Below are 17277 nucleotides of genomic sequence, written 5' to 3' on the forward strand. Positions count from 1 at the left end.
TGCTGGGTGTTTCTTTTGATGTGAATAATTTGATTTTGGATTCCGGGCAAAGAAAAAACGAACTTTGGATAAATAATAAGAAAAAATGCTAAAAGTAATTTTATTGAGGCATGGTGAAACAGCGTATAATGCTGATGGCAACCGGTATTGCGGCAGAACGGATATAGGACTTACAGAGAAGGGAACCGCACAGGCCGGTAAGGTATTGGAAGCGCTGAAAGGCGTAAAGGTTGATGCCGTTTATGCATCGCCCTTGCAGCGTGCCCGTGAAACGGCAGCGATCGCTTCCGGCAACCAGGCTGTTATAACGGATGAACGGCTGATAGAAGCGGATTTCGGATTGTGGGAAGGAAAAACAAAAGAAGAATTCAATGCGGAGGATCCAACGCTTTGGGCCGCATGGATGAAGGACCCCGAGATAGCAAGGGCAGGAGGTACGGGAGAAACGGGCGGGGAAATTGTAAGGCGGGTGAGTGATTTTTTTGAAGAGCTGCACCGCAAACATAGCGGGCAGCGGGTAATGGTGGTAGCGCATAACGGCATCAACCGGTTGTACCTGGCATCGAAACTGGGTATGCCATTATCGAACTACCGCCGCTTTGATATGGAAAACTCCGCCGTGTCGTATTTTGAGCTGGATGATGAAAATGTGCTGGTCCTTAAAAAACTGAACGCAACCGCATTATAATAGTTTACAACCATAAGCGTTTCCACCCATGAGTATTCGGAATTTCCTGGTCTTGTTTACGGTCCTTTTTGTTTTATGGAGCTGTAAAACCGCCCGGCTGGGCGGTTCCCCCGGTAATGAAAAAGCATCGCTTTCTCCAAACGGCCTTCCGCGCACTATTTACCGGGAAGAGGGCAATTTTCATGTGCAGGGCGTGGTAGTGGATGTGCAACGCGGGTATGCTTATTTTTCATTTACAACAAAGCTGGTAAAAACCAATTTGAAAGGCGAACTCATCGGGAGCGTGGATGGGCTCATCGGGCACCTGGGTTGCCTGGATGTAAACCCGGAGGATGGCCGCATCTATGCTTCGCTGGAATATAAAAATGATAACATCGGCAAAGGGATTTTAAAAGGACTTGGAAAGGAAACGAAGGATCCGGATGCGGAAAGCTCTTTCTATATTGCCATTTTTGATGGGGAAAAGATTACCCGGCCTGGTATGAGCGCTGAAAAAGATCATATCATTCATACGGTTTACCTGAAAGAAGTGGCCGATGATTATAAGGCAACGGTGATGAACAGGGGAAAACAAGTGGAGCACCGTTATGGATGCAGTGGTATTGATGGTATTGCTTTTGGTCCGCAGTTCGGGCAAAAAGGGGGAAAGAATTTCCTCAACCTGGCTTATGGCATATATGGCGATACCTCCCGTACAGACAACGATTACCAGGTGATCCTGCAATATGATGCAAAAGACCTGCGCCGGTACGAACGGCCATTGTCGCAAAACGGGTTTAATAAAACAGGGCCGGTCAAACCTTTGAATAAATATTTCCTGTATACCGGCAATAGCACTTATGGCATTCAGAATCTGGAATACGATGCGCATACCGGGTATTGGCTGGCGGCGGTTTATGCAGGCAAAAAAAAGCAGTTTCCCAATTATAGCCTGTTCGCAATAGACGGGGCTAAAAGCCCGGCACAAGAGGTGTTAAAAGGGTTTGATAGCCATGAAAAAGGAAATGTGTTGCAACTGGCCGCCACGGGCATGTATGATCAAAAGAGCGGGGTGCATGGATGGTATTATCCATGGGGCGCTACCGGCATACATGCATTGGGCAACGGCTATTTTTATATTGCCCGGAACGGGGTTACCAAAGATAAGAAACAATACGGCGACCTCCGGTTGTATCACTGGACGGGGCAGGATGCGGAGCCGTTTGAAGAGGTGAAATGATCGTTGTGCTGCCAGGGCATCGCTGTACTCCCGTAGCGGATAAAAGATACGGGTCAATTGGAACCAGGTATCCGTGATATCTGCATTGAAGTGATCCGGCTCTGGCCCGGCTGCCTGATCGGGGAATGCGGGGCTGTTCCCCGATCAGTACAGATCAAGCGCCTGTTATCCTTTTTAAAAAAGGGCCTGGTGTTGCCATCTGCGTTGCCGGAGCTGGTAATGCTTATTGCTTTTCCTGATATGTCTACCCGGCCCCGCCGCCCAGGGCTTTATATAATTGGATCAGTACATGTGCCTGGTTCCTTTCTGCTTTGATAAGATCAAGGTCTGCGGTGATCTTGCTTTTCTGTGCTGCGATGATCTCCAGGTACGTGGCATAGGCCGTTACGTAAAGGTCGTTGGAAACTTCGATGCCTTTGTCGAGCGCTGCTACCTCCCTGTTTTTCTCAGCCCGTATTTTTTCATTCTGATCGATATAGCTCAATAAGGTCTTTACTTCCTGGAAGGCCTTGTTGATGATTTTCTGATAATTCAGAAAGGCGATCTCCTGTTCGGCTGTGGCAATATTGAAATGAGCGTTTAATTGTTTTTTCTGGAATACGGGTGCTGTAATGCCACCCAGCAGCTGGGCAGCCAGTGATGTGGGATTGAAAAGCTTTGCCGCGTTAAAAGCCTGTGGTCCTGCGGATACAGCCAGGTTAACGGCAGGGAAAAAGGCTGCACGTGCGGCCTTTGCATCTGCATGGCTGGCCTGAAGCTCATGGTAGGCGGCCCGGATATCGGGGCGGTATTGTAACAGCTGCTGCGGCTGGCCGTGTTCGGCCAGGTAACGGAGCGCTGATATATCAATAGAAGCGCTGCGCTCAATAGTTCCGGTATAGTTGCCGCTCAGTTCCAGTAACTGGTTCTCTGTGGCCGTAATTTCCTGCTGTACTCCATAAAGGGCAGCCCTGGTATTGGCCAGCTGGGCGTCAAATTGCTGAACGGCCAGTTCTGTGGCCCTTCCCACTTCTTTATGGATCTTTACGATCTCAAGTGCCCGGTCCTGTAATGCTATATTCTCGTTCAGGGTACCTACTTCTTTGTCGAGCATGATCAGCTCATAATAAAGGGTAGCGGTATGCGTAATGAGGGCTGCTGTTAACAGGTCTCTTCCCTGCCGGGTGGCCAGGAACCGTTCCCGGGCTGCGTGCTGCAGGTTGCCGAGTTTTCCCCAAAGATCAATTTCCCAGGAAGCACTTAATCCCAGCCAGTAATCGGGCGTAATAACAGTAGGAATGCGCTGACTGCGGTCAATATTGGGGGATAGGTTGGTATCAAAATTACCTACTCCTTCCATTGTATGCTTCCCGTAATGCGTGCCGGAGGCGCGTAATCCTGCGGTGACGGATGGAAGCAAGGCTGTCTTACGCGCCTCCAGGTAGGCTTCTGCTATCTTTATCTGCGCCGCAGCGATTTGTCCGTCGATGTTATTGTCCAGGACCTTGCCGATAAGCGTTACGAGGGGTTTGTCGCTGAAGAAGTCCCTGAATTGCAGCCGGGCAACGGACAGACTGTCCCCGGCAACAGCGGTATATTGTTCCGGAAGTAGTGCCGCCTGTTTAATGGCAGTTGTTTTTGGAGCAGCACAGCCAATGGATAACAGGGATGCGGTGAATACTGCCAGGAATGGATGGTCGATATTAATTTTCATTCTCAATGATTTTTATTTCAGAAATCTGCAGGGGTGTTTCCGTAGGCTTCTTTTTTTTGCCTTCAGACAATGAGGCAAAGAGCACATACAGACCGGGTATGATCAGCAGGCCAAACACGGTTCCGGTGAGCATACCACCTGCAGCCGCCACACCAATGGAGCGGTTGCCTACCGCCCCCGCACCGGTAGCCAAACACAGGGGGATAAGCCCCGCAATAAAAGCAAAGGAAGTCATCAGGATGGGACGCAGCCGTTGGGTGGCGCCCTCAATGGCTGCCTGCAATACCGTATAGCCTTCTTTTCGCCGCTGAATGGCAAATTCGATGATCAGGATGGCATTCTTACCAAGCAACCCGATCAGCATGACCAATGCGACCTGCGCATAGATATTGTTGTCTAACCCGGCCAGCTTCAGAAAAAAGAAGGATCCGAATATGCCCGCGGGTAAGCCAAGTATAACGGGAAGCGGTAATAAAAAGCTTTCATATTGCGCGGCGAGCAACAGGTATACAAACAACAGGCAAAGTGCAAAAATATATATAGCCTGGTTGCCGGAAAGGATCTCTTCCCGTGTCATACCGCTCCAGTCAAAGGTATAGCCGCGGGGCAGTTTTTCGGCAGCCGCTTTTTCTACCGCTTTGATCGCATCACTGCTGCTGTAGCCGGGTGCGGCCTCACCATTGATCATGGCAGAAGTATACATGTTATAGCGGGTTAATTGTTCCGGTCCATATACCCGCTCCATGCGTATGAAGGAAGAAAAAGGAACCATTTCCCCATTAGCGTTTTTTACATACTGGCTGAGTACATCCGCCGGTTCAGCCCGGAACCCGGGTGCAGCCTGTACCATTACCTTATACATCTGGTTAAAGCGGATGAAATTGGTAGCGTAGTAGCTGCCCAGCAGGGTTTGCAGGGTGTTCATGGCGTTGTCTACCGTTACATTCTTTTTGGCTGCCATATCATAGTCCACATGGATGAGGTATTGCGGAAAGGAGGCGTCAAAGCTGGTGAATACATTTGTTACTTCTTTTGTGCTGTCAATGGCGGCTACAAAGGCTTTTGTGATCTCCGATGTTTCAGTGATGTCATCACCGCTTCTGTTGAGTAATCGCAGCTCAAATCCACTGGTGTTCCCAAAGCCCGGAACAGTAGGCGGTGCAAACACTTCAATCTTTGCATCGGTGAGTTTTCCGGTCCTCATTTCGATCTCATCAATGATCGCTTCCACATTTCTCTTTCGCTCCTTCCAGGACTTCAGGTTGATCATGCCCATGCCGTAAGAGGCCCCTGCGATTTCGTTTGTCAGACTATAACCCGCCAGGGTGGTTACACTTTCTACACCTTCGATATCCCGGGTCACTGTATTCAGTTCGTCCAGCACTTTTTCAGTGCGTTCTACCGTGGCGCCCTGGGGGGTAGTTACATTCACATAGATCATGCCCTGGTCCTCAGTTGGGATAAATCCTCCGGGCAGGATCCTGCCGGCGCCCCAGGTAGCGAGGAAGAAAAAAAACAGCATTCCCAGGGTAATGATACGCCGTCCTGCAATACGGCCAAGTATGTGTCGGTATCGGTTGGTCGTTTTATCAAACCCGTTGTTAAACGTAATAAAGCATTTGCCCAGCCATCCCTTTTTCCGGGGCGCCGTGTGTTTCAGCATCAGGGCGCAAAGCGCGGGCGTGAGCGTTAATGCATTGATGCCTGAGATCACGATAGAAAATGCCAGTGTTAATGAGAACTGGCGGTAAAACACACCCACCGGGCCGCTTAAAAAAGCAACGGGTATAAATACCGCCGACATCACCAGGGTAATAGCAATGATGGCGCCGGTAATTTCTTTCATGGCCGCAATAGTGGCTTCCAGCGGAGGCAGGTGCTCTTCCGCCATTTTTACGTGGACGGCCTCCACAACAACAATGGCATTGTCTACCACAATACCAATGGCCAGTACCAGGGCAAATAAAGTAAGCAGGTTGATGGAAAAACCCAGCAGCAGCATAAAGGCGAGGGTACCCACGAGCGCCACCGGAACAGCCAGCACCGGTATGAGTGTAGACCTCCAGTCCTGTAGGAAAATAAATACTACCAGGGCTACCAGAACAAATGCTTCCACCAGTGTGGTGAGCACGGCACTGATTGACGCATCGAGGAACCGCGATACGTCATAAGCCATGCTATAGTTCATGCCGGGAGGGAAAGTGGTGTTTTTTAATTCCTCCATTTTCAGCTTGATATTGTCGATCACGTCGCTGGCATTGGAGCCGGGGCGTTGTTTGATCATAATGGAGGCTGCCGGTTTGCCATCGCTTTTGGAAACCATGCTGTAGCTCATGGCACCAAATTCCACATCAGCAACATCTTTTAACTTGAGGATCGAACCATCACTGTTGGAGCGGATTGCAATATTTTCGTACTGCCTGGGTTCAGAAAATTTTCCGGTATAACGCAATACATATTGCAGTGCATTTTTTGTTTTACCTGAACTTTCACCCGTTTTTCCCGGTGCAGCAGAAACGTTCTGGCTGCGCAGGGCAGTGATCACCTCATCGGTTGAAACGCTGTAGGCAAATAGCTTTTGGGGATTCAGCCACACGCGCATGGCATAATCTTTATAGCCCATGATCTCCGCGCGGCCCACACCGTCGATCCGTTTCAGTTCTTTAAGAATGTTGATATCCGTAAAATTGTAAATAAAATCCTCATCGGCGGCTTCGTCTGTGCTGGTGATATTGAGGTACATCAGCATGCTGTTGACCTCTTTTTCGGTGGTTACCCCTGCCTTGATTACTTCTTCGGGCAATTCATCCAGCACCGTGGTGACGCGGTTCTGTACATTTACTGCAGCTACATCCGGATCGGTGCCTACTTTAAAGTAGACCGTGATCATCGTAACTCCATCGTTACCGGATACGGTAGACATATAAGTCATGCCCGGCACCCCGTTGATAGCGCGTTCCAGCGGAACGGCAACGGCATCTACAGACACTTCGGCATTGGCGCCGGTATAGCGCGCTGTTACGGAAACAGAGGGGGGAACGATATCGGGAAATTGGGTGATGGGCAAACTGAATAAGGCCAGCACACCAATGAGCGTGATAAAAATAGAGAGTACCAAAGAAAGGACGGGCCTTCTTATAAATGTTTCAACCATATTGTTTAGTTATACTGCTGTATAATAGCATTTCAGCAGCCGGGGCCTCGGCCCGGCTGTAAATAGTAAGGAAATGTTTGTTTAACCCTTGGGACTGATCCTGTCGCCTTCGCGAATGGTTTGTATGCCTTCGTATACAATGCGGTCATTGGCGCTGAGCCCTCCGGAAACCACGTAATAATCAGCCAGGCGCTGATCGACCCGGATATGCTTCATCCGCGCAATATTACCCTGGTCCACAACAAAGACGTAATTTTTGTCCTGTATTTCAAAAACGGTCTTTTGCGGAAGCAGGATCACATTCTGCAGTGGTCTTGTGATCAGCAGTTTGCCGGAAGCACCGTGGCGGAGCATTTTTTCAGGATTGCCGAACCTGGCTTTATAGGCTATGTTCCCGGTGCGCTCATCAATTTCGCTTTCCGCGCTTTCCAGCACACCGTTATGCGGATAGCTGGTTCCATCCGGTAATACCAGGCTTATAGACGTGATCTGTTGTGCATTGTTGCCGTTGAGGAGGGTTTGGAAATATTCGTTTTCCGAGATGTTGAAATAGGCAAATACCGTGCTGATATCAGATATGGTGGTAAGCAGCGATGCGGTGGTGATGAGGCTGCCTTCCTTTAAAGGGATCCGGTCTACAATACCGTCAAATGGCGCCGTAATGTTGGTATAGGAGATCCTTTGCTGTACCGCATTTTTATCTGCCAGGGCTACGTCTGCTTTCGCCAGCAACGCTCTGTATTTTGCGGTAACCAGGTCCAGCTCTGTTTTGGTAATAACCTTTTTGTCTACCAGTACCTGAACCCGTTCTGTTTCTACCTGGGCTACTTTTGCATCTGCCACGGCGCTTTTGTAAGCTGCCGCAGCTTTGTTGAGCTCGATCCTCAGCTCACTGTCGTTCATCTTGAACAACAGCTGTCCTTTGCGCACCTGCTGCCCTTCTTTGATATAGATCTTGTCCAGCAATCCCTCTGTACGGGAATGGATCTCGATGTTGCGGCCTGCCTGTAAATGGGCTACATAGGGAATGCTGAGCAGTGTGTCCCTGGGCGTTACGCTGAGTACGGGATATTCTTTACCCCTGGTTGTTGCGGGGTTGTGCTGCTGGCTGTTTCCCTTGCAGGCAGCAATGAAAATAACAATAAATATAAATTGAACAATAGTTCTTTTTGTCATAAGTAAATAGATTGAAAAGGCAGGATTGCCGGTTGCCGGCAATACGGACAGGATACCGGCAAGGCATGTTGCCGGTTTTTAAAATATAGAAGTGCAGAACAGATACGTTCTGTGAAGAAAAAGGCAGTGTGGTATCAGAAGAGATAATAACGGAAGAGGGTGCCATAGCCTGGCTGTTGTTTGGCCATTGACGTTACGGGAGGAGGCAGTTGCCGTAACAACGCGCCCGGAGGAAGATACAGCGGATGCTGTTTTAATGATTGCCTGGCTGCTGTTACAGACAATTGATGTGCGCTTCTGCTAATGATCAGCTCATCATTTACCAGTTCCCGCTGGCTGCTTTTACCCTGTTGATTCTTTTCTGCGGAAGCACCGGTTTTCTGGGCAGGAACCAGGAGTTCCAGCGTGTCGAAGCTGCTGCCGATCAGTAAAATCAATAAAGCCAGTATGTGGGCAAATTTTCTCATCTCCCCGGGAACCGTAATCATTTAGAGTTTTGCAAAAGCGTTGCTGAAGGCGCGAAGTAAAGAAATAATCAAATAAAATACAACAAATACTATTGGAATTTATAGCGCATTATTGTTACCGCACGCCAGCCGCCGCTGTGCATTTTAGAACAAAGAAGTATCGGAAAAGTTCAGTACAGGTAAAAAAATAAATGCAGCCTGCAGATCATACCTGCAGCATCCCGGTGGGCAGCACCGGCAACCAGGATGTTTTAACGGGCGGCAATTCAGCTTGCCAGGGCCTGGTTGGCTTTTTCAAGATCTTTGGAGAAGATCTTTACTTCGATGCCGGCCAGGGGGGTGATGCCCACCACGTCCATATCGTCAATAGTAGCCGTAATACCGGCCTCTTCCAGTTTTTCTTTAGCAGAAACAGCCGCTGCAATATCATTATACGTTCTTACAACAATAATGGCATCCTGGGTATGATCGGTCATAAGAAAAATTTCTTTTAAAGTTACAACAAATAACGGATACCCGTGGCGGGTTGGCCTGCTGGGGAGGCATAAATTTTAGGCCTGTTATTGATAACGTGGAACCCGAAATTAGTTTATCTCACCCATTACACGGGTTTGCACGGAAGGCTTTAACCCCTGTGCCGGAGTTTCGGATATGTATCAGTATAAAGATGGGATGGCGGGGTAAAATATGCTAAGAGCCGATGCTTCCTGTTTTACCTTGGATCTGCTTTTGTTTAGACGCTTTTTTTCCGCAGATCTTTGTAGCCAGGAGCGCTTCCTGATCACCCCAGCAGCAGTGCGGCGGTTGTCTTATACCCCGGCCTGTATAGATTATGCGCTATGACCGGTGCGCTACACCTTCATCAGCTGTTGGAGGTATTTGCTAAAAGGATCAACATTGCCCTGCAGCTTTTTGATCGCGGAAATAACCTTACGCCTATGCGTTCGTTCAAAACGGAAAAATGTCGTGTATCCGTTGCCAATGATGTGCCGGACTTTGCCTGGCCAGCCGTTAGTCATTAAAACGGATCACCCCTTAACCGGGTCGGACGTCTTTCGGGTGTCATTATAATAAGAAGGGGCCCCGTACCCGTTATTCCATATTATCGTGAATGGCCCGGCGGGAACTTTTTTTTCTTTGTGACAGGAATGCAAATGCATAGTTCATTTGTACCAGAATAATAAATGCGATGCTTAAAAAGGGACTTATGAAACATAACAGTGCCCCGATAAGGTAGAGCGATTGCGCAATGATAATTCTCCTGCGCAGCGGAAGATCAACCAACGCCTTTATGTTTTCATCAACAAAATGACGCCGGCAGGCATAAGCCCAGTTAATGTACAGCATGGCACCCATTAAAAGCAGGTTGCACCAATACACGGCAATTGGAAATTTAAAGTGCGTATAATCTCCCAGGAATGCAGTGGTAAAAGGAAGCATGCTTACGGACAGGAGAAAAAGCAGGTTGATCCAGTTTAAATTCCTGTCGCTCCCTTCAATATATTTGTATTGGGACGAGTGACCTACCCAAAAGATCCCGGTGGTCATAAATGCAAGAAAATAGACCAGGAATTTAGATTTCAATCCCAAAAAAGCCTGTATCAGATCCTGTTCGGAACGGATGGAGTCCATAAAAGGTACCCGGATCTCCAGTACCAGTAACGTCAGTGCAACGCCAAAAACGCCGTCGCTTATAGCCAGAATGCGGCCGGTATCCTGCCCGGCAATCTTATTATAGGTGTTAGTTTCCTTTGTCATTATTGATGCGCTTGTCCGATGTCTAACCGGTCCAGCTTACCATTGGTATGCTGGTGAAATTTAAAAAATACCCGGAAGGTTCCCCATTGTCCTGCATAAAAATTTCCATAAATATCTTTTCCATTGTTCTCTATGGCATCAATATCCAGAAATTTTTCTTTTTTATCGAATGCATTGTCGAAAAAGGACCTGAGATCCAGGGGCCTTCCATCATCCGTAAACGAAGCGTCATCCGTAAAGCAGGCGTACCAGGTATCCCTGTTGTTTGCCTGTAAAGCGTTTATGGCGGTTCTTACGGTTTCGTTCTCAATTTTTGATAAATCCATTTTATTTTTGGTTTTACTGTTTTTTGTTTGCCCGAAAACGGTTATTGAAAATAGCAAAAATAAAAAGAGGAAATATATTTTCATCAGACTTGTTTGCAGGGCATACACGGTTAAAAGAACCTGTAAACAGGCAGGGCTCTTTATACGGTTCTTCCTGCCTGGGTATAGCATGGTTTTAAAATCATCCAATCCTGATGGCTCAAAGATGATCATTTCTGTTGCATTAAACGTGGTGAACTTTTCGGAATTTTTAAACGGCGTTTGTTTTATGGGAAAACATTCGGGGATGTTTTAAATGACCGGGGAAAGCATCCCGCCCCGCGTACCGGTATTAAAAAAGAGGATGTTTTTAAAAAATCGAGTAGCTTTACAATCATGTAATAATTTTTTGCTTTACCCATAAGTCTATAACCATGAATCGTAAAACATTTCTGCAACATACCGGTGTGCTGGGTACCGGGCTGGCCATGAGCCCTTTTTCTTTTGCCCAAAGCAAAAACGATTTTCCTGTGGTGCGGGTCCCGGCGGGCGAACGGCATTTTAAAAGCGCCGTCATTGAAGAGGCGATAAGAGCGTTCCAGTCAAAAGTGAAGAACAAGGAGTTGGGATGGCTGTTCAATAACTGTTTTCCCAATACGCTGGACACAACGGTTTATTATACCGAAAGAGAAGGGAAGCCGGATACCTATGTCATTACAGGAGATATTGATGCCATGTGGCTGCGCGACAGCTCGGCACAGGTATATCCTTATCTGCAGTTCACCAGGAGGGATCAGGCGCTGCACCGGCTGATAGCGGGGGTGATACGCAAACAAACCCATTTCATTTTAAAGGATCCTTATGCCAATGCTTTTTACAATGATGATAGCAAGGTAAGCGAATGGAAGGAGACCGATAACACGGATATGAAGCCGGGGATCCATGAACGGAAATGGGAGATCGATTCGCTCTGTTATCCTATCCGGCTGGCATACCGTTTCTGGAAGGAAACCGGCGATACGGCTCCCTTTGATGCAACCTGGAAAGAGGGGATCGCGCGCACGCTGAAAACCTTCAAAGAGCAGCAGCGCAAGGATAGCCCGGGGCCGTATAAATTTGAACGGAAGACTTCCTGGGCTACCGATGGTATTCCGATGGGCGGTTATGGCTACCCGGTAAAGCCTGTGGGGTTGATCTGCTCTATGTTCCGGCCCAGCGATGATGCCACCATTTTTGCCTACCTGGTGCCCTCCAACCTGTTTGCCGTGGTAAGCCTGCGGCAGGCTTCGGACATGGTGGATAAGATCTCCGGCGATGCAGGACTGGCCAATGAACTGATGCAGCTGGCAGGCGAAGTGGAGACCGCCGTAAAAAAATATGCAGTGATCACGCACCCGCAATATGGCAAAATGTATGCCTATGAGGTTAATGGCTATGGCAGCCATGTATTGATGGATGATGCCAATGTTCCCAGCCTGCTGGGCCTGCCTTACCTGGGTGCGGTGGCAGCGGGGGATCCCCTGTATAAAGCTACCCGCAGTTATGTATGGTCTCCGGAGAACCCGTTTTTCTTTAAAGGGGCAGCGGCTGAGGGGATCGGCGGGCCGCATATCGGCAAAGACATGATCTGGCCTATGAGTATTACTATGAAGGCCCTTACCTCCGGTGATGATCAGGAAATACGGTGGTGCATCGATACGCTGCAGAAAACACATGGAGGTACCGGTTTTATGCACGAATCTTTTCACAAGGATGCTCCGGAGAAGTTTACCCGCAAGTGGTTTGCATGGTCCAATACCCTGTTTGGAGAGCTGCTCTGGAAAACCTTTAAGGAACGGCCGGCGTTGCTGGGATAGGGCCTGTTGACCAGGCAGATTGTTACCGCACAACAGTACCGTCGGCGTTTAGCAGCTGTATCCGGGGCTGTTTGTTTTTGTCGATAAAGATCTTGATACGCGGTTTGCCATCCTGGTCTTTAATAAAAAGACCCATCTCTTTTTCGTAGGTCTGGCCAATGAACAAGGCAGTTATGCTATTTGCCTGCCTTGTTATGATGTGCTCTTGGGGCTGTGCTTCTAACGCTGATTTTCAGGAAGGGAAATCCAGTCTGCATACTTCGTAGGACCAAGATATACCGCAGCCTCGGGTGCCAGCGTATCGGTTTCCAGTGGTGCGCCGGAATAAAGTGCCCCTGCATCGGAAACGGCTTCATAAGTTTTATGGGTTGCCTGCATATACTGACGGATCCATGCCGTCATATTGAATTTTTCCGGCCCGCCTATTTCCAGGATCTTATTGGCAGGTGCCGCCAGCGCGGTTGCTGCTACAAAAGCGGCCACGTCCCTGCTGGCAATGGGCTGTATATTGGCATCGGGCAATACAACGGTATCGCCCTCAAGGCTCATCTGTGTAATGCCACCGGCAAATTCAAAGAATTGTGTGGCATGTACAATGGTGTAGGGGATACCCGATGCTTTGATCATATCTTCCTGTACCTGCTTGGCACGGAAGTAGCCGCTGGCCTGTAGTTTTTGGGTGCCTACCACCGAAAGGGCAATATGATGCAGTACGCCTGCTGCTTTTGCTGCCGGCAGCAGGTTCTCATTTGAGGTTTTGAAAAAATGCATCACGGGCTCATCTGCAAAAGAGGGTGAATTGGATACATCCACCACTGCCTGCGCACCCTGTAAAACTTCTTTCAATCCCTCGCCGGTGAGCGTATTTACACCGGTATTGGGTGATGCAGCAATCGCTTCATGTCCTGCCTGCTGCAACTGGTGAACTACCTGGCTACCTATAAGGCCGGTACCGCCGATAACAACTATTTTCATCTTGTACTATTTATACCGCAAAGATGAAACACAGCGGAACCGGAAAACTTAAGCTGGTTTAAGAAATGAACGCCTGCTTCAGGGCGCTCAGCTCTTCCGGTGAAACTCCCATGTATGAAGCGAAAACAGGATCAGGTATGCGCCGGACTACGGAAGGATACGTTGTCCGGAAGTATCGGTAAAAATCTTCTTTGGATAACGTGGCATAGGTTTTTTGTTTAAATAGAGCAGCGCCATAGGCCCGTTCATGGATCTTGTTAAAATACAGGGCCATTGAAGGTACCTGTAACAGCAGTGTTTCATAATCTTTGCGGCTGATACAGGAGATCTCTGAGTCTTCCAAAGCCGCTATGGCATAAACGGCAGGAGTGCCGTCACAAAATGTTTTGTAGTCCGTCAGCCACCAGTTCTCGAGTGCAAAGTGGATCACCTCTTCCCGGCTATTGCGGGTATAGAACAGATACAGGCATCCTTTATTTACGAAGTAGATATGGTTGCAGGGCGCCGCTTCTTCTAAAAGCAGTTCCCCCTTTTTTACAGCATACGAACGGAAGAAGGGGGCCATTGTTTCCTGTGGTATGCTCAAACCCGGAAGTAGCCCTCGGATATGTGCTGATAATTGTTCGGTCATTTCTTTTTAATCTTCTTTTTACGCAGTTCGCTCAGGTACTCCGGCGTAAAGCCCAGGAAGGAGGCCAGGATCTTTTGGGGCACCCGCTGGATAAAATCCGGGTATTTGGATGCAAATAATTCATAAAACTCGTTTTTAGGCATGCGCGAGATCATCTGCACCCGAAGGAGCGTGGCGGCATAGGCACGCTCATATATGCGGCGGAAGTATTTTTCCAACAGTGGCATTTGCTCCAGGAGCAAAGTGTGGTTTTTTGCAGTAAGGGTCAATACCTCGGTTGTCTCCAGTGCCTGGATGGAGTACGCCGAGTTTTTACCCGAGCGAAAGGCATCGAGGTCTGTGAGCCACCAGTTCTCCAGCGCAAACTGAAGGGTTTGTTCCGCCCCGTTGTGGTCTGTAAAGAACAACCGTATGCATCCTTTTATTACAAAGAAATAAGAAAGGCAACGCTTGTCTTCTTCCTGTAAGAGCTCTTTTTTCCGGAACGAGCGGGTCTCAAAAAATGAAAGCAGCTCCTCTTCTGGAATATTGGAGTGTGCTGTGATCTTCCGGATGTGTTGGATGAGCGGATGCATGATGCTGATAACCGGGGCAAGATATAAAAAAACAGGGAAGAACGTGCAGGTGTGTTGCTGGACAAACGCATCGGATTTAAGCGTTGGTCAGTCTTGGAGGAGCGTAATGTTTATAGCAACGGTGTCGGTTTAATCAGCCAGGCTCTAAAGGGACCTCGTGTTTGTCTGGCGCCGACAATTTTACGCGGTTCCTGCAGGAGCCGGGTTGATGCTCTTTAACGCCGTGCGGGAACCCCCTGGGCGCTTACAGTGCCGGATAGCGTTCCTGCTTCCGTTCTTTCACCCGGTTTAGATGCGTTTGCCCGGAAGTGTGTCCCTGTAAACCTGTGGCGTACAGACCTGGCGCAATTTTATAGGGGCCGGCATAGAAAAAAAGCAAAAAACTATTGTGTAGTTAAATAACTACATGTATATTTGTAGTCAAATGGCTACACAATGAATTTGAGACGCGATGTTTTTCAGGCGATAGCGGATCCTACAAGAAGGGCCATCCTGCTATTGGTGGCGGCGCAATCCATGACGGCAGGTGCCATCGCCGCAAATTTTGATACCGCAAGGCCAACGGTGTCGAAACACCTGCAGATCCTTACCGAATGCGAATTGTTGCAGCAGGAACAGCATGGCCGGGAAATTTATTACCATTTTAATGCAAAAAAAATGAAAGAGGTAGCCGACTTTATTGAGCCCTTCCGCAAGATGTGGGATGACCGGTTTAACAAGCTGGAAGCAGTTATGAAAAAATACAAAACAAAAAAATAAAAATTATGGAACGGAAAACAAAGATCCATGCCGAAGAAGGCAGACAGGACCTGGTGATTACCCGGGAGTTTGATTTACCGCTGGACCTCCTGTTCAGGGCATATGCTGAGCCTGAAATTGTGGAGCAATGGATGGGGACCAACGTACTGAAGCTGGAGAATAAACAGCATGGCGGCTACCGGTTCGAAACCCGCGATGGCAAAGGAAATGTGGTATTCAGTGCCAACGGGGCCATTCATGAATTTGTTCCGGAAAAAAGGATCACCCGCACGTTTGAAATGGAGAACGCGCCCTTTGGTATCCAGCTGGAGTTCCTGGAATTTGAGCCGCTGTCGGAAGATACCAGCCGGCTCATTATGCAGATCGTATACCGCTCAGCCGCAGCCAGGGAGGAGCAGTTAAAGCTGCCATTTTCGTACGGGATCAATATGGCACACGACCGGCTGGAGCAGGTTGTAAGTAAATTAAGATAAATAGTAAACCATGGTTATGAAAAAGAGAAACAATATTATTTACTGGATCGCTACCGCATGGCTGGCCCTGGGGATGCTCTCTACCGGTATTGTACAGCTGATCAAAATGAAGGAGGAAACGGAAATGATGGAACATTTGGGCTATCCCGTTTACCTGCTTACATGGCTGGGTGCCTGGAAGATACTGGGCGTCATAGCCATACTGGTCCCCCGCCGTCCCTTGCTGAAAGAATGGGCCTATGCCGGCTTTTTCTTTGCGATGACGGGGGCTGTTTTTTCCCACCTGGCCAGCGGCGACGGGGGGCAGGGGCTTTTTGGGCCATCCTTGCTTATCGTTCTTACCGTTGTATCCTGGTATTTCCGGCCAGCAGACCGGAGAATCCGCCCGGTTATTCAATAAGCCTTCCTAACTTTAGGGTAAGCTATCAATGATTGAACGTTATGAATCCAAAGGTTGACTTTTATTTTGATAAAGGAAAATGGCAGGAAGCAATTACATTGCTGCGGGATATCGTGCTCAAATGCGGTTTGGCCGAGGAACTGAAATGGGGGTGCCCCTGTTATATCTTTGAGGGCCGGAACATCGTGCTGATACATGTATTCAGGGATTACTGTGCCCTGCTGCTTTTTAAGGGCGCCCTGTTGCAGGACCCCGCGGGGATACTTATTCAGCAGACCGCAAACGTGCAATCGGCACGACAGCTCCGTTTTACAGGTATAAAGGAAATCAAAAGCCGGGCAGCGGTCATTAAATCCTATATTTATGAGGCGATAGAGGTAGAGCGTGCCGGGTTAAAAGTGCCGTTGAAGAAGACAAAGGATTATGCCGTGCCCGAAGAGTTTCAAAAGCGGCTCAGTAAGAGCCCCGCTTTGAAAAAGGCCTTTGAAGCGCTGACCCCGGGCCGGCAAAGAGGGTACCTGTTTTATTTTACCCAGGCCAAACAATCTAAAACGAGGGAGGCCCGGGTAGAGAAATATATACCGAAGATCCTGGAAGGAAAAGGGTTGGAGGATTAATAGGTATTTGAGGGAAAGCTGAACTCAATGAAGCATACCTTGTTAAAATGATTACGAATGAACCGGGTTACATCTGATACGGCACGTGGATCCATACATGTTGAAAAAAGATTCAATGCCCCCATAGACCGCGTCTGGCAGGTTTGGACCCGGCCGGAAGAGATCGCATATTGGTGGGGCCCCTCGGGGTTCACCAGTACCATCCATCAAATGGAAGTGACAGAGGGTGGGGAATGGAGGTTGACGATGCAGGGCCCCGATGGAAAACATTATCCCAATAAAAGCCGGTACCTGGAAGTAGTGCCATTGCAGAAAATCGTGTTTCAGCATTTTAACCCCGGTTATACAGCAACTGTTCTTTTTAAAGCCCGGGAAGGCGGCACGTTGCTGGATTGGACCATGGTATTTGAAACGCCGGAGCTGTTTGAAACAGTGGTAAAGGTTTTTAAAGCAGATGAGGGCCTGCAGCAGAATGTTGAAAAACTGGAACATTACCTGGAACAAAAATTGCAGGACCCATAAACAAATAGT

20 protein-coding genes are annotated in these 17277 nt (G+C 48.5%); 9 read left to right on the top strand and 11 right to left on the bottom strand.

The genetic code is table 11. The annotated features are described in order from the left end of the window. The first annotated feature begins 85 nt into the window (after window positions 1-85). Together BLS44_RS00065 and BLS44_RS00070 are read left to right on the top strand one after the other, a co-directional pair. Entirely contained in the window at window positions 86-688 is a 603-nt protein-coding gene (locus BLS44_RS00065; protein WP_090388007.1) for a histidine phosphatase family protein, read from the top strand. Between the two features lie 28 nt (window positions 689-716). Next, the gene (locus BLS44_RS00070) at window positions 717-1907 is read left to right on the top strand and encodes a hypothetical protein (protein ID WP_090388008.1); all 1191 of its coding nucleotides are present in this window, start codon (window positions 717-719) and stop codon (window positions 1905-1907) included. 244 nt (window positions 1908-2151) lie between these two features. Here BLS44_RS00070 and BLS44_RS00075 read toward each other — a convergent pair whose 3' ends face one another. The 5 genes from BLS44_RS00075 to BLS44_RS00095 form a co-directional block, all read right to left on the bottom strand. Beyond that, a complete protein-coding gene (locus BLS44_RS00075) occupies window positions 2152-3600 on the bottom strand; it encodes a TolC family protein (protein ID WP_090388009.1) in 1449 nt (482 codons plus the stop codon). After that, on the bottom strand, window positions 3590-6754 hold the full coding sequence (locus tag BLS44_RS00080) for an efflux RND transporter permease subunit (protein ID WP_090388010.1): 3165 nt from the start codon (window positions 6752-6754) through the stop codon (window positions 3590-3592). Before BLS44_RS00080 ends, BLS44_RS00075 begins: the two co-directional genes overlap by 11 nt. Window positions 6755-6835: 81 nt before the next feature. Continuing rightward, entirely contained in the window at window positions 6836-7930 is a 1095-nt protein-coding gene (locus BLS44_RS00085; RefSeq protein WP_090388011.1) for an efflux RND transporter periplasmic adaptor subunit, read from the bottom strand. Between the two features lie 134 nt (window positions 7931-8064). Then, window positions 8065-8397: a hypothetical protein gene (locus tag BLS44_RS00090; protein ID WP_143019612.1), complete on the bottom strand. Its 333-nt coding sequence runs from the start codon at window positions 8395-8397 to the stop codon at window positions 8065-8067. Window positions 8398-8663: 266 nt separating this feature from the next. Beyond that, window positions 8664-8873 carry a putative signal transducing protein gene (locus tag BLS44_RS00095; RefSeq protein WP_090388013.1) on the bottom strand — a complete coding sequence of 70 codons (210 nt, stop codon included), beginning with the start codon at window positions 8871-8873 and terminating at the stop codon, window positions 8664-8666. A gap of 363 nt (window positions 8874-9236) precedes the next feature. Here BLS44_RS00095 and BLS44_RS26405 point away from each other — a divergent pair, with 363 nt between their 5' ends. Next, window positions 9237-9419: a hypothetical protein gene (locus BLS44_RS26405; protein WP_090388014.1), complete on the top strand. Its 183-nt coding sequence runs from the start codon at window positions 9237-9239 to the stop codon at window positions 9417-9419. Between the two features lie 70 nt (window positions 9420-9489). Here BLS44_RS26405 and BLS44_RS00105 read toward each other — a convergent pair whose 3' ends face one another. Then, a complete protein-coding gene (locus BLS44_RS00105) occupies window positions 9490-10155 on the bottom strand; it encodes a TMEM175 family protein (RefSeq protein WP_090388015.1) in 666 nt (221 codons plus the stop codon). After that, the gene (locus BLS44_RS00110) at window positions 10155-10481 is read right to left on the bottom strand and encodes a hypothetical protein (protein ID WP_218127670.1); all 327 of its coding nucleotides are present in this window, start codon (window positions 10479-10481) and stop codon (window positions 10155-10157) included. Before BLS44_RS00110 ends, BLS44_RS00105 begins: the two co-directional genes overlap by 1 nt. 413 nt (window positions 10482-10894) lie before the next feature. On the opposite strand from BLS44_RS00110, the gene BLS44_RS00115 reads away from it, so the two are divergent. After that, complete coding sequence (locus BLS44_RS00115; protein WP_090388016.1) at window positions 10895-12316, top strand: glycoside hydrolase family 125 protein; 1422 nt, start codon at window positions 10895-10897, stop codon at window positions 12314-12316. A gap of 22 nt (window positions 12317-12338) precedes the next feature. On the opposite strand, the gene BLS44_RS26410 is transcribed toward BLS44_RS00115, so the two are convergent. The 4 genes from BLS44_RS26410 to BLS44_RS00130 are packed head-to-tail and all read right to left on the bottom strand — an operon-like array spanning window position 12339 to window position 14497. Beyond that, window positions 12339-12482, bottom strand: a complete 144-nt coding sequence (locus tag BLS44_RS26410; RefSeq protein ID WP_176954263.1) for a hypothetical protein — start codon at window positions 12480-12482, stop codon at window positions 12339-12341. Window positions 12483-12535: 53 nt separating this feature from the next. After that, the gene (locus BLS44_RS00120; RefSeq protein WP_090388017.1) at window positions 12536-13291 is read right to left on the bottom strand and encodes an SDR family oxidoreductase; all 756 of its coding nucleotides are present in this window, start codon (window positions 13289-13291) and stop codon (window positions 12536-12538) included. 58 nt (window positions 13292-13349) lie between these two features. Then, the gene (locus BLS44_RS00125; protein WP_090388018.1) at window positions 13350-13922 is read right to left on the bottom strand and encodes a Crp/Fnr family transcriptional regulator; all 573 of its coding nucleotides are present in this window, start codon (window positions 13920-13922) and stop codon (window positions 13350-13352) included. Continuing rightward, window positions 13919-14497, bottom strand: coding sequence for a Crp/Fnr family transcriptional regulator (locus BLS44_RS00130; RefSeq protein ID WP_090388019.1), 579 nt, complete (start codon window positions 14495-14497; stop codon window positions 13919-13921). The genes BLS44_RS00125 and BLS44_RS00130 overlap by 4 nt, the downstream gene beginning before the upstream one ends. Before the next feature lie 435 nt (window positions 14498-14932). Between BLS44_RS00130 and BLS44_RS00135 the strand changes: the two genes are divergently transcribed. From BLS44_RS00135 to BLS44_RS00155, 5 genes are read left to right on the top strand one after another with little or no spacing between them, the layout of a single operon-like run. Continuing rightward, window positions 14933-15256 (top strand): ArsR/SmtB family transcription factor, encoded by a 324-nt coding sequence (locus BLS44_RS00135; protein WP_090388020.1) that lies wholly within the window; start codon window positions 14933-14935, stop codon window positions 15254-15256. Between the two features lie 5 nt (window positions 15257-15261). After that, entirely contained in the window at window positions 15262-15729 is a 468-nt protein-coding gene (locus BLS44_RS00140) for an SRPBCC family protein (protein ID WP_090388021.1), read from the top strand. A 16-nt stretch (window positions 15730-15745) separates the two neighbouring features. Then, window positions 15746-16129, top strand: coding sequence for a DoxX family protein (locus BLS44_RS00145; RefSeq protein WP_090388567.1), 384 nt, complete (start codon window positions 15746-15748; stop codon window positions 16127-16129). A 41-nt stretch (window positions 16130-16170) separates the two neighbouring features. Then, window positions 16171-16746 (top strand): YdeI/OmpD-associated family protein, encoded by a 576-nt coding sequence (locus BLS44_RS00150; protein WP_090388022.1) that lies wholly within the window; start codon window positions 16171-16173, stop codon window positions 16744-16746. A 57-nt stretch (window positions 16747-16803) separates the two neighbouring features. Further along, the gene (locus tag BLS44_RS00155) at window positions 16804-17268 is read left to right on the top strand and encodes an SRPBCC domain-containing protein (protein WP_090388023.1); all 465 of its coding nucleotides are present in this window, start codon (window positions 16804-16806) and stop codon (window positions 17266-17268) included. Window positions 17269-17277: the final 9 nt, after the last annotated feature.

Origin of the sequence: Niabella drilacis (genome assembly GCF_900101395.1) — a bacterium.
Lineage (GTDB): Bacteria > Bacteroidota > Bacteroidia > Chitinophagales > Chitinophagaceae > Niabella > Niabella drilacis.

Excerpts from the sequence above, each read along its gene's own strand:
- BLS44_RS00065 (WP_090388007.1), top strand. The coding sequence starts at position 86 with ATGCTAAAAGTAATTTTATTGAGGCATGGTGAAACAGCGTATAATGCT.
- BLS44_RS00070 (WP_090388008.1), top strand. The coding sequence starts at position 717 with ATGAGTATTCGGAATTTCCTGGTCTTGTTTACGGTCCTTTTTGTTTTA.
- BLS44_RS00075 (WP_090388009.1), bottom strand. The coding sequence starts at position 3,600 with ATGAAAATTAATATCGACCATCCATTCCTGGCAGTATTCACCGCATCC.
- BLS44_RS00080 (WP_090388010.1), bottom strand. The coding sequence starts at position 6,754 with ATGGTTGAAACATTTATAAGAAGGCCCGTCCTTTCTTTGGTACTCTCT.
- BLS44_RS00085 (WP_090388011.1), bottom strand. The coding sequence starts at position 7,930 with ATGACAAAAAGAACTATTGTTCAATTTATATTTATTGTTATTTTCATT.
- BLS44_RS00090 (WP_143019612.1), bottom strand. The coding sequence starts at position 8,397 with ATGAGAAAATTTGCCCACATACTGGCTTTATTGATTTTACTGATCGGC.
- BLS44_RS00095 (WP_090388013.1), bottom strand. The coding sequence starts at position 8,873 with ATGACCGATCATACCCAGGATGCCATTATTGTTGTAAGAACGTATAAT.
- BLS44_RS26405 (WP_090388014.1), top strand. The coding sequence starts at position 9,237 with ATGACCGGTGCGCTACACCTTCATCAGCTGTTGGAGGTATTTGCTAAA.
- BLS44_RS00105 (WP_090388015.1), bottom strand. The coding sequence starts at position 10,155 with ATGACAAAGGAAACTAACACCTATAATAAGATTGCCGGGCAGGATACC.
- BLS44_RS00110 (WP_218127670.1), bottom strand. The coding sequence starts at position 10,481 with ATGGATTTATCAAAAATTGAGAACGAAACCGTAAGAACCGCCATAAAC.
- BLS44_RS00115 (WP_090388016.1), top strand. The coding sequence starts at position 10,895 with ATGAATCGTAAAACATTTCTGCAACATACCGGTGTGCTGGGTACCGGG.
- BLS44_RS00120 (WP_090388017.1), bottom strand. The coding sequence starts at position 13,291 with ATGAAAATAGTTGTTATCGGCGGTACCGGCCTTATAGGTAGCCAGGTA.
- BLS44_RS00125 (WP_090388018.1), bottom strand. The coding sequence starts at position 13,922 with ATGACCGAACAATTATCAGCACATATCCGAGGGCTACTTCCGGGTTTG.
- BLS44_RS00130 (WP_090388019.1), bottom strand. The coding sequence starts at position 14,497 with ATGCATCCGCTCATCCAACACATCCGGAAGATCACAGCACACTCCAAT.
- BLS44_RS00135 (WP_090388020.1), top strand. The coding sequence starts at position 14,933 with ATGAATTTGAGACGCGATGTTTTTCAGGCGATAGCGGATCCTACAAGA.
- BLS44_RS00140 (WP_090388021.1), top strand. The coding sequence starts at position 15,262 with ATGGAACGGAAAACAAAGATCCATGCCGAAGAAGGCAGACAGGACCTG.
- BLS44_RS00145 (WP_090388567.1), top strand. The coding sequence starts at position 15,746 with ATGAAAAAGAGAAACAATATTATTTACTGGATCGCTACCGCATGGCTG.
- BLS44_RS00150 (WP_090388022.1), top strand. The coding sequence starts at position 16,171 with ATGAATCCAAAGGTTGACTTTTATTTTGATAAAGGAAAATGGCAGGAA.
- BLS44_RS00155 (WP_090388023.1), top strand. The coding sequence starts at position 16,804 with ATGAACCGGGTTACATCTGATACGGCACGTGGATCCATACATGTTGAA.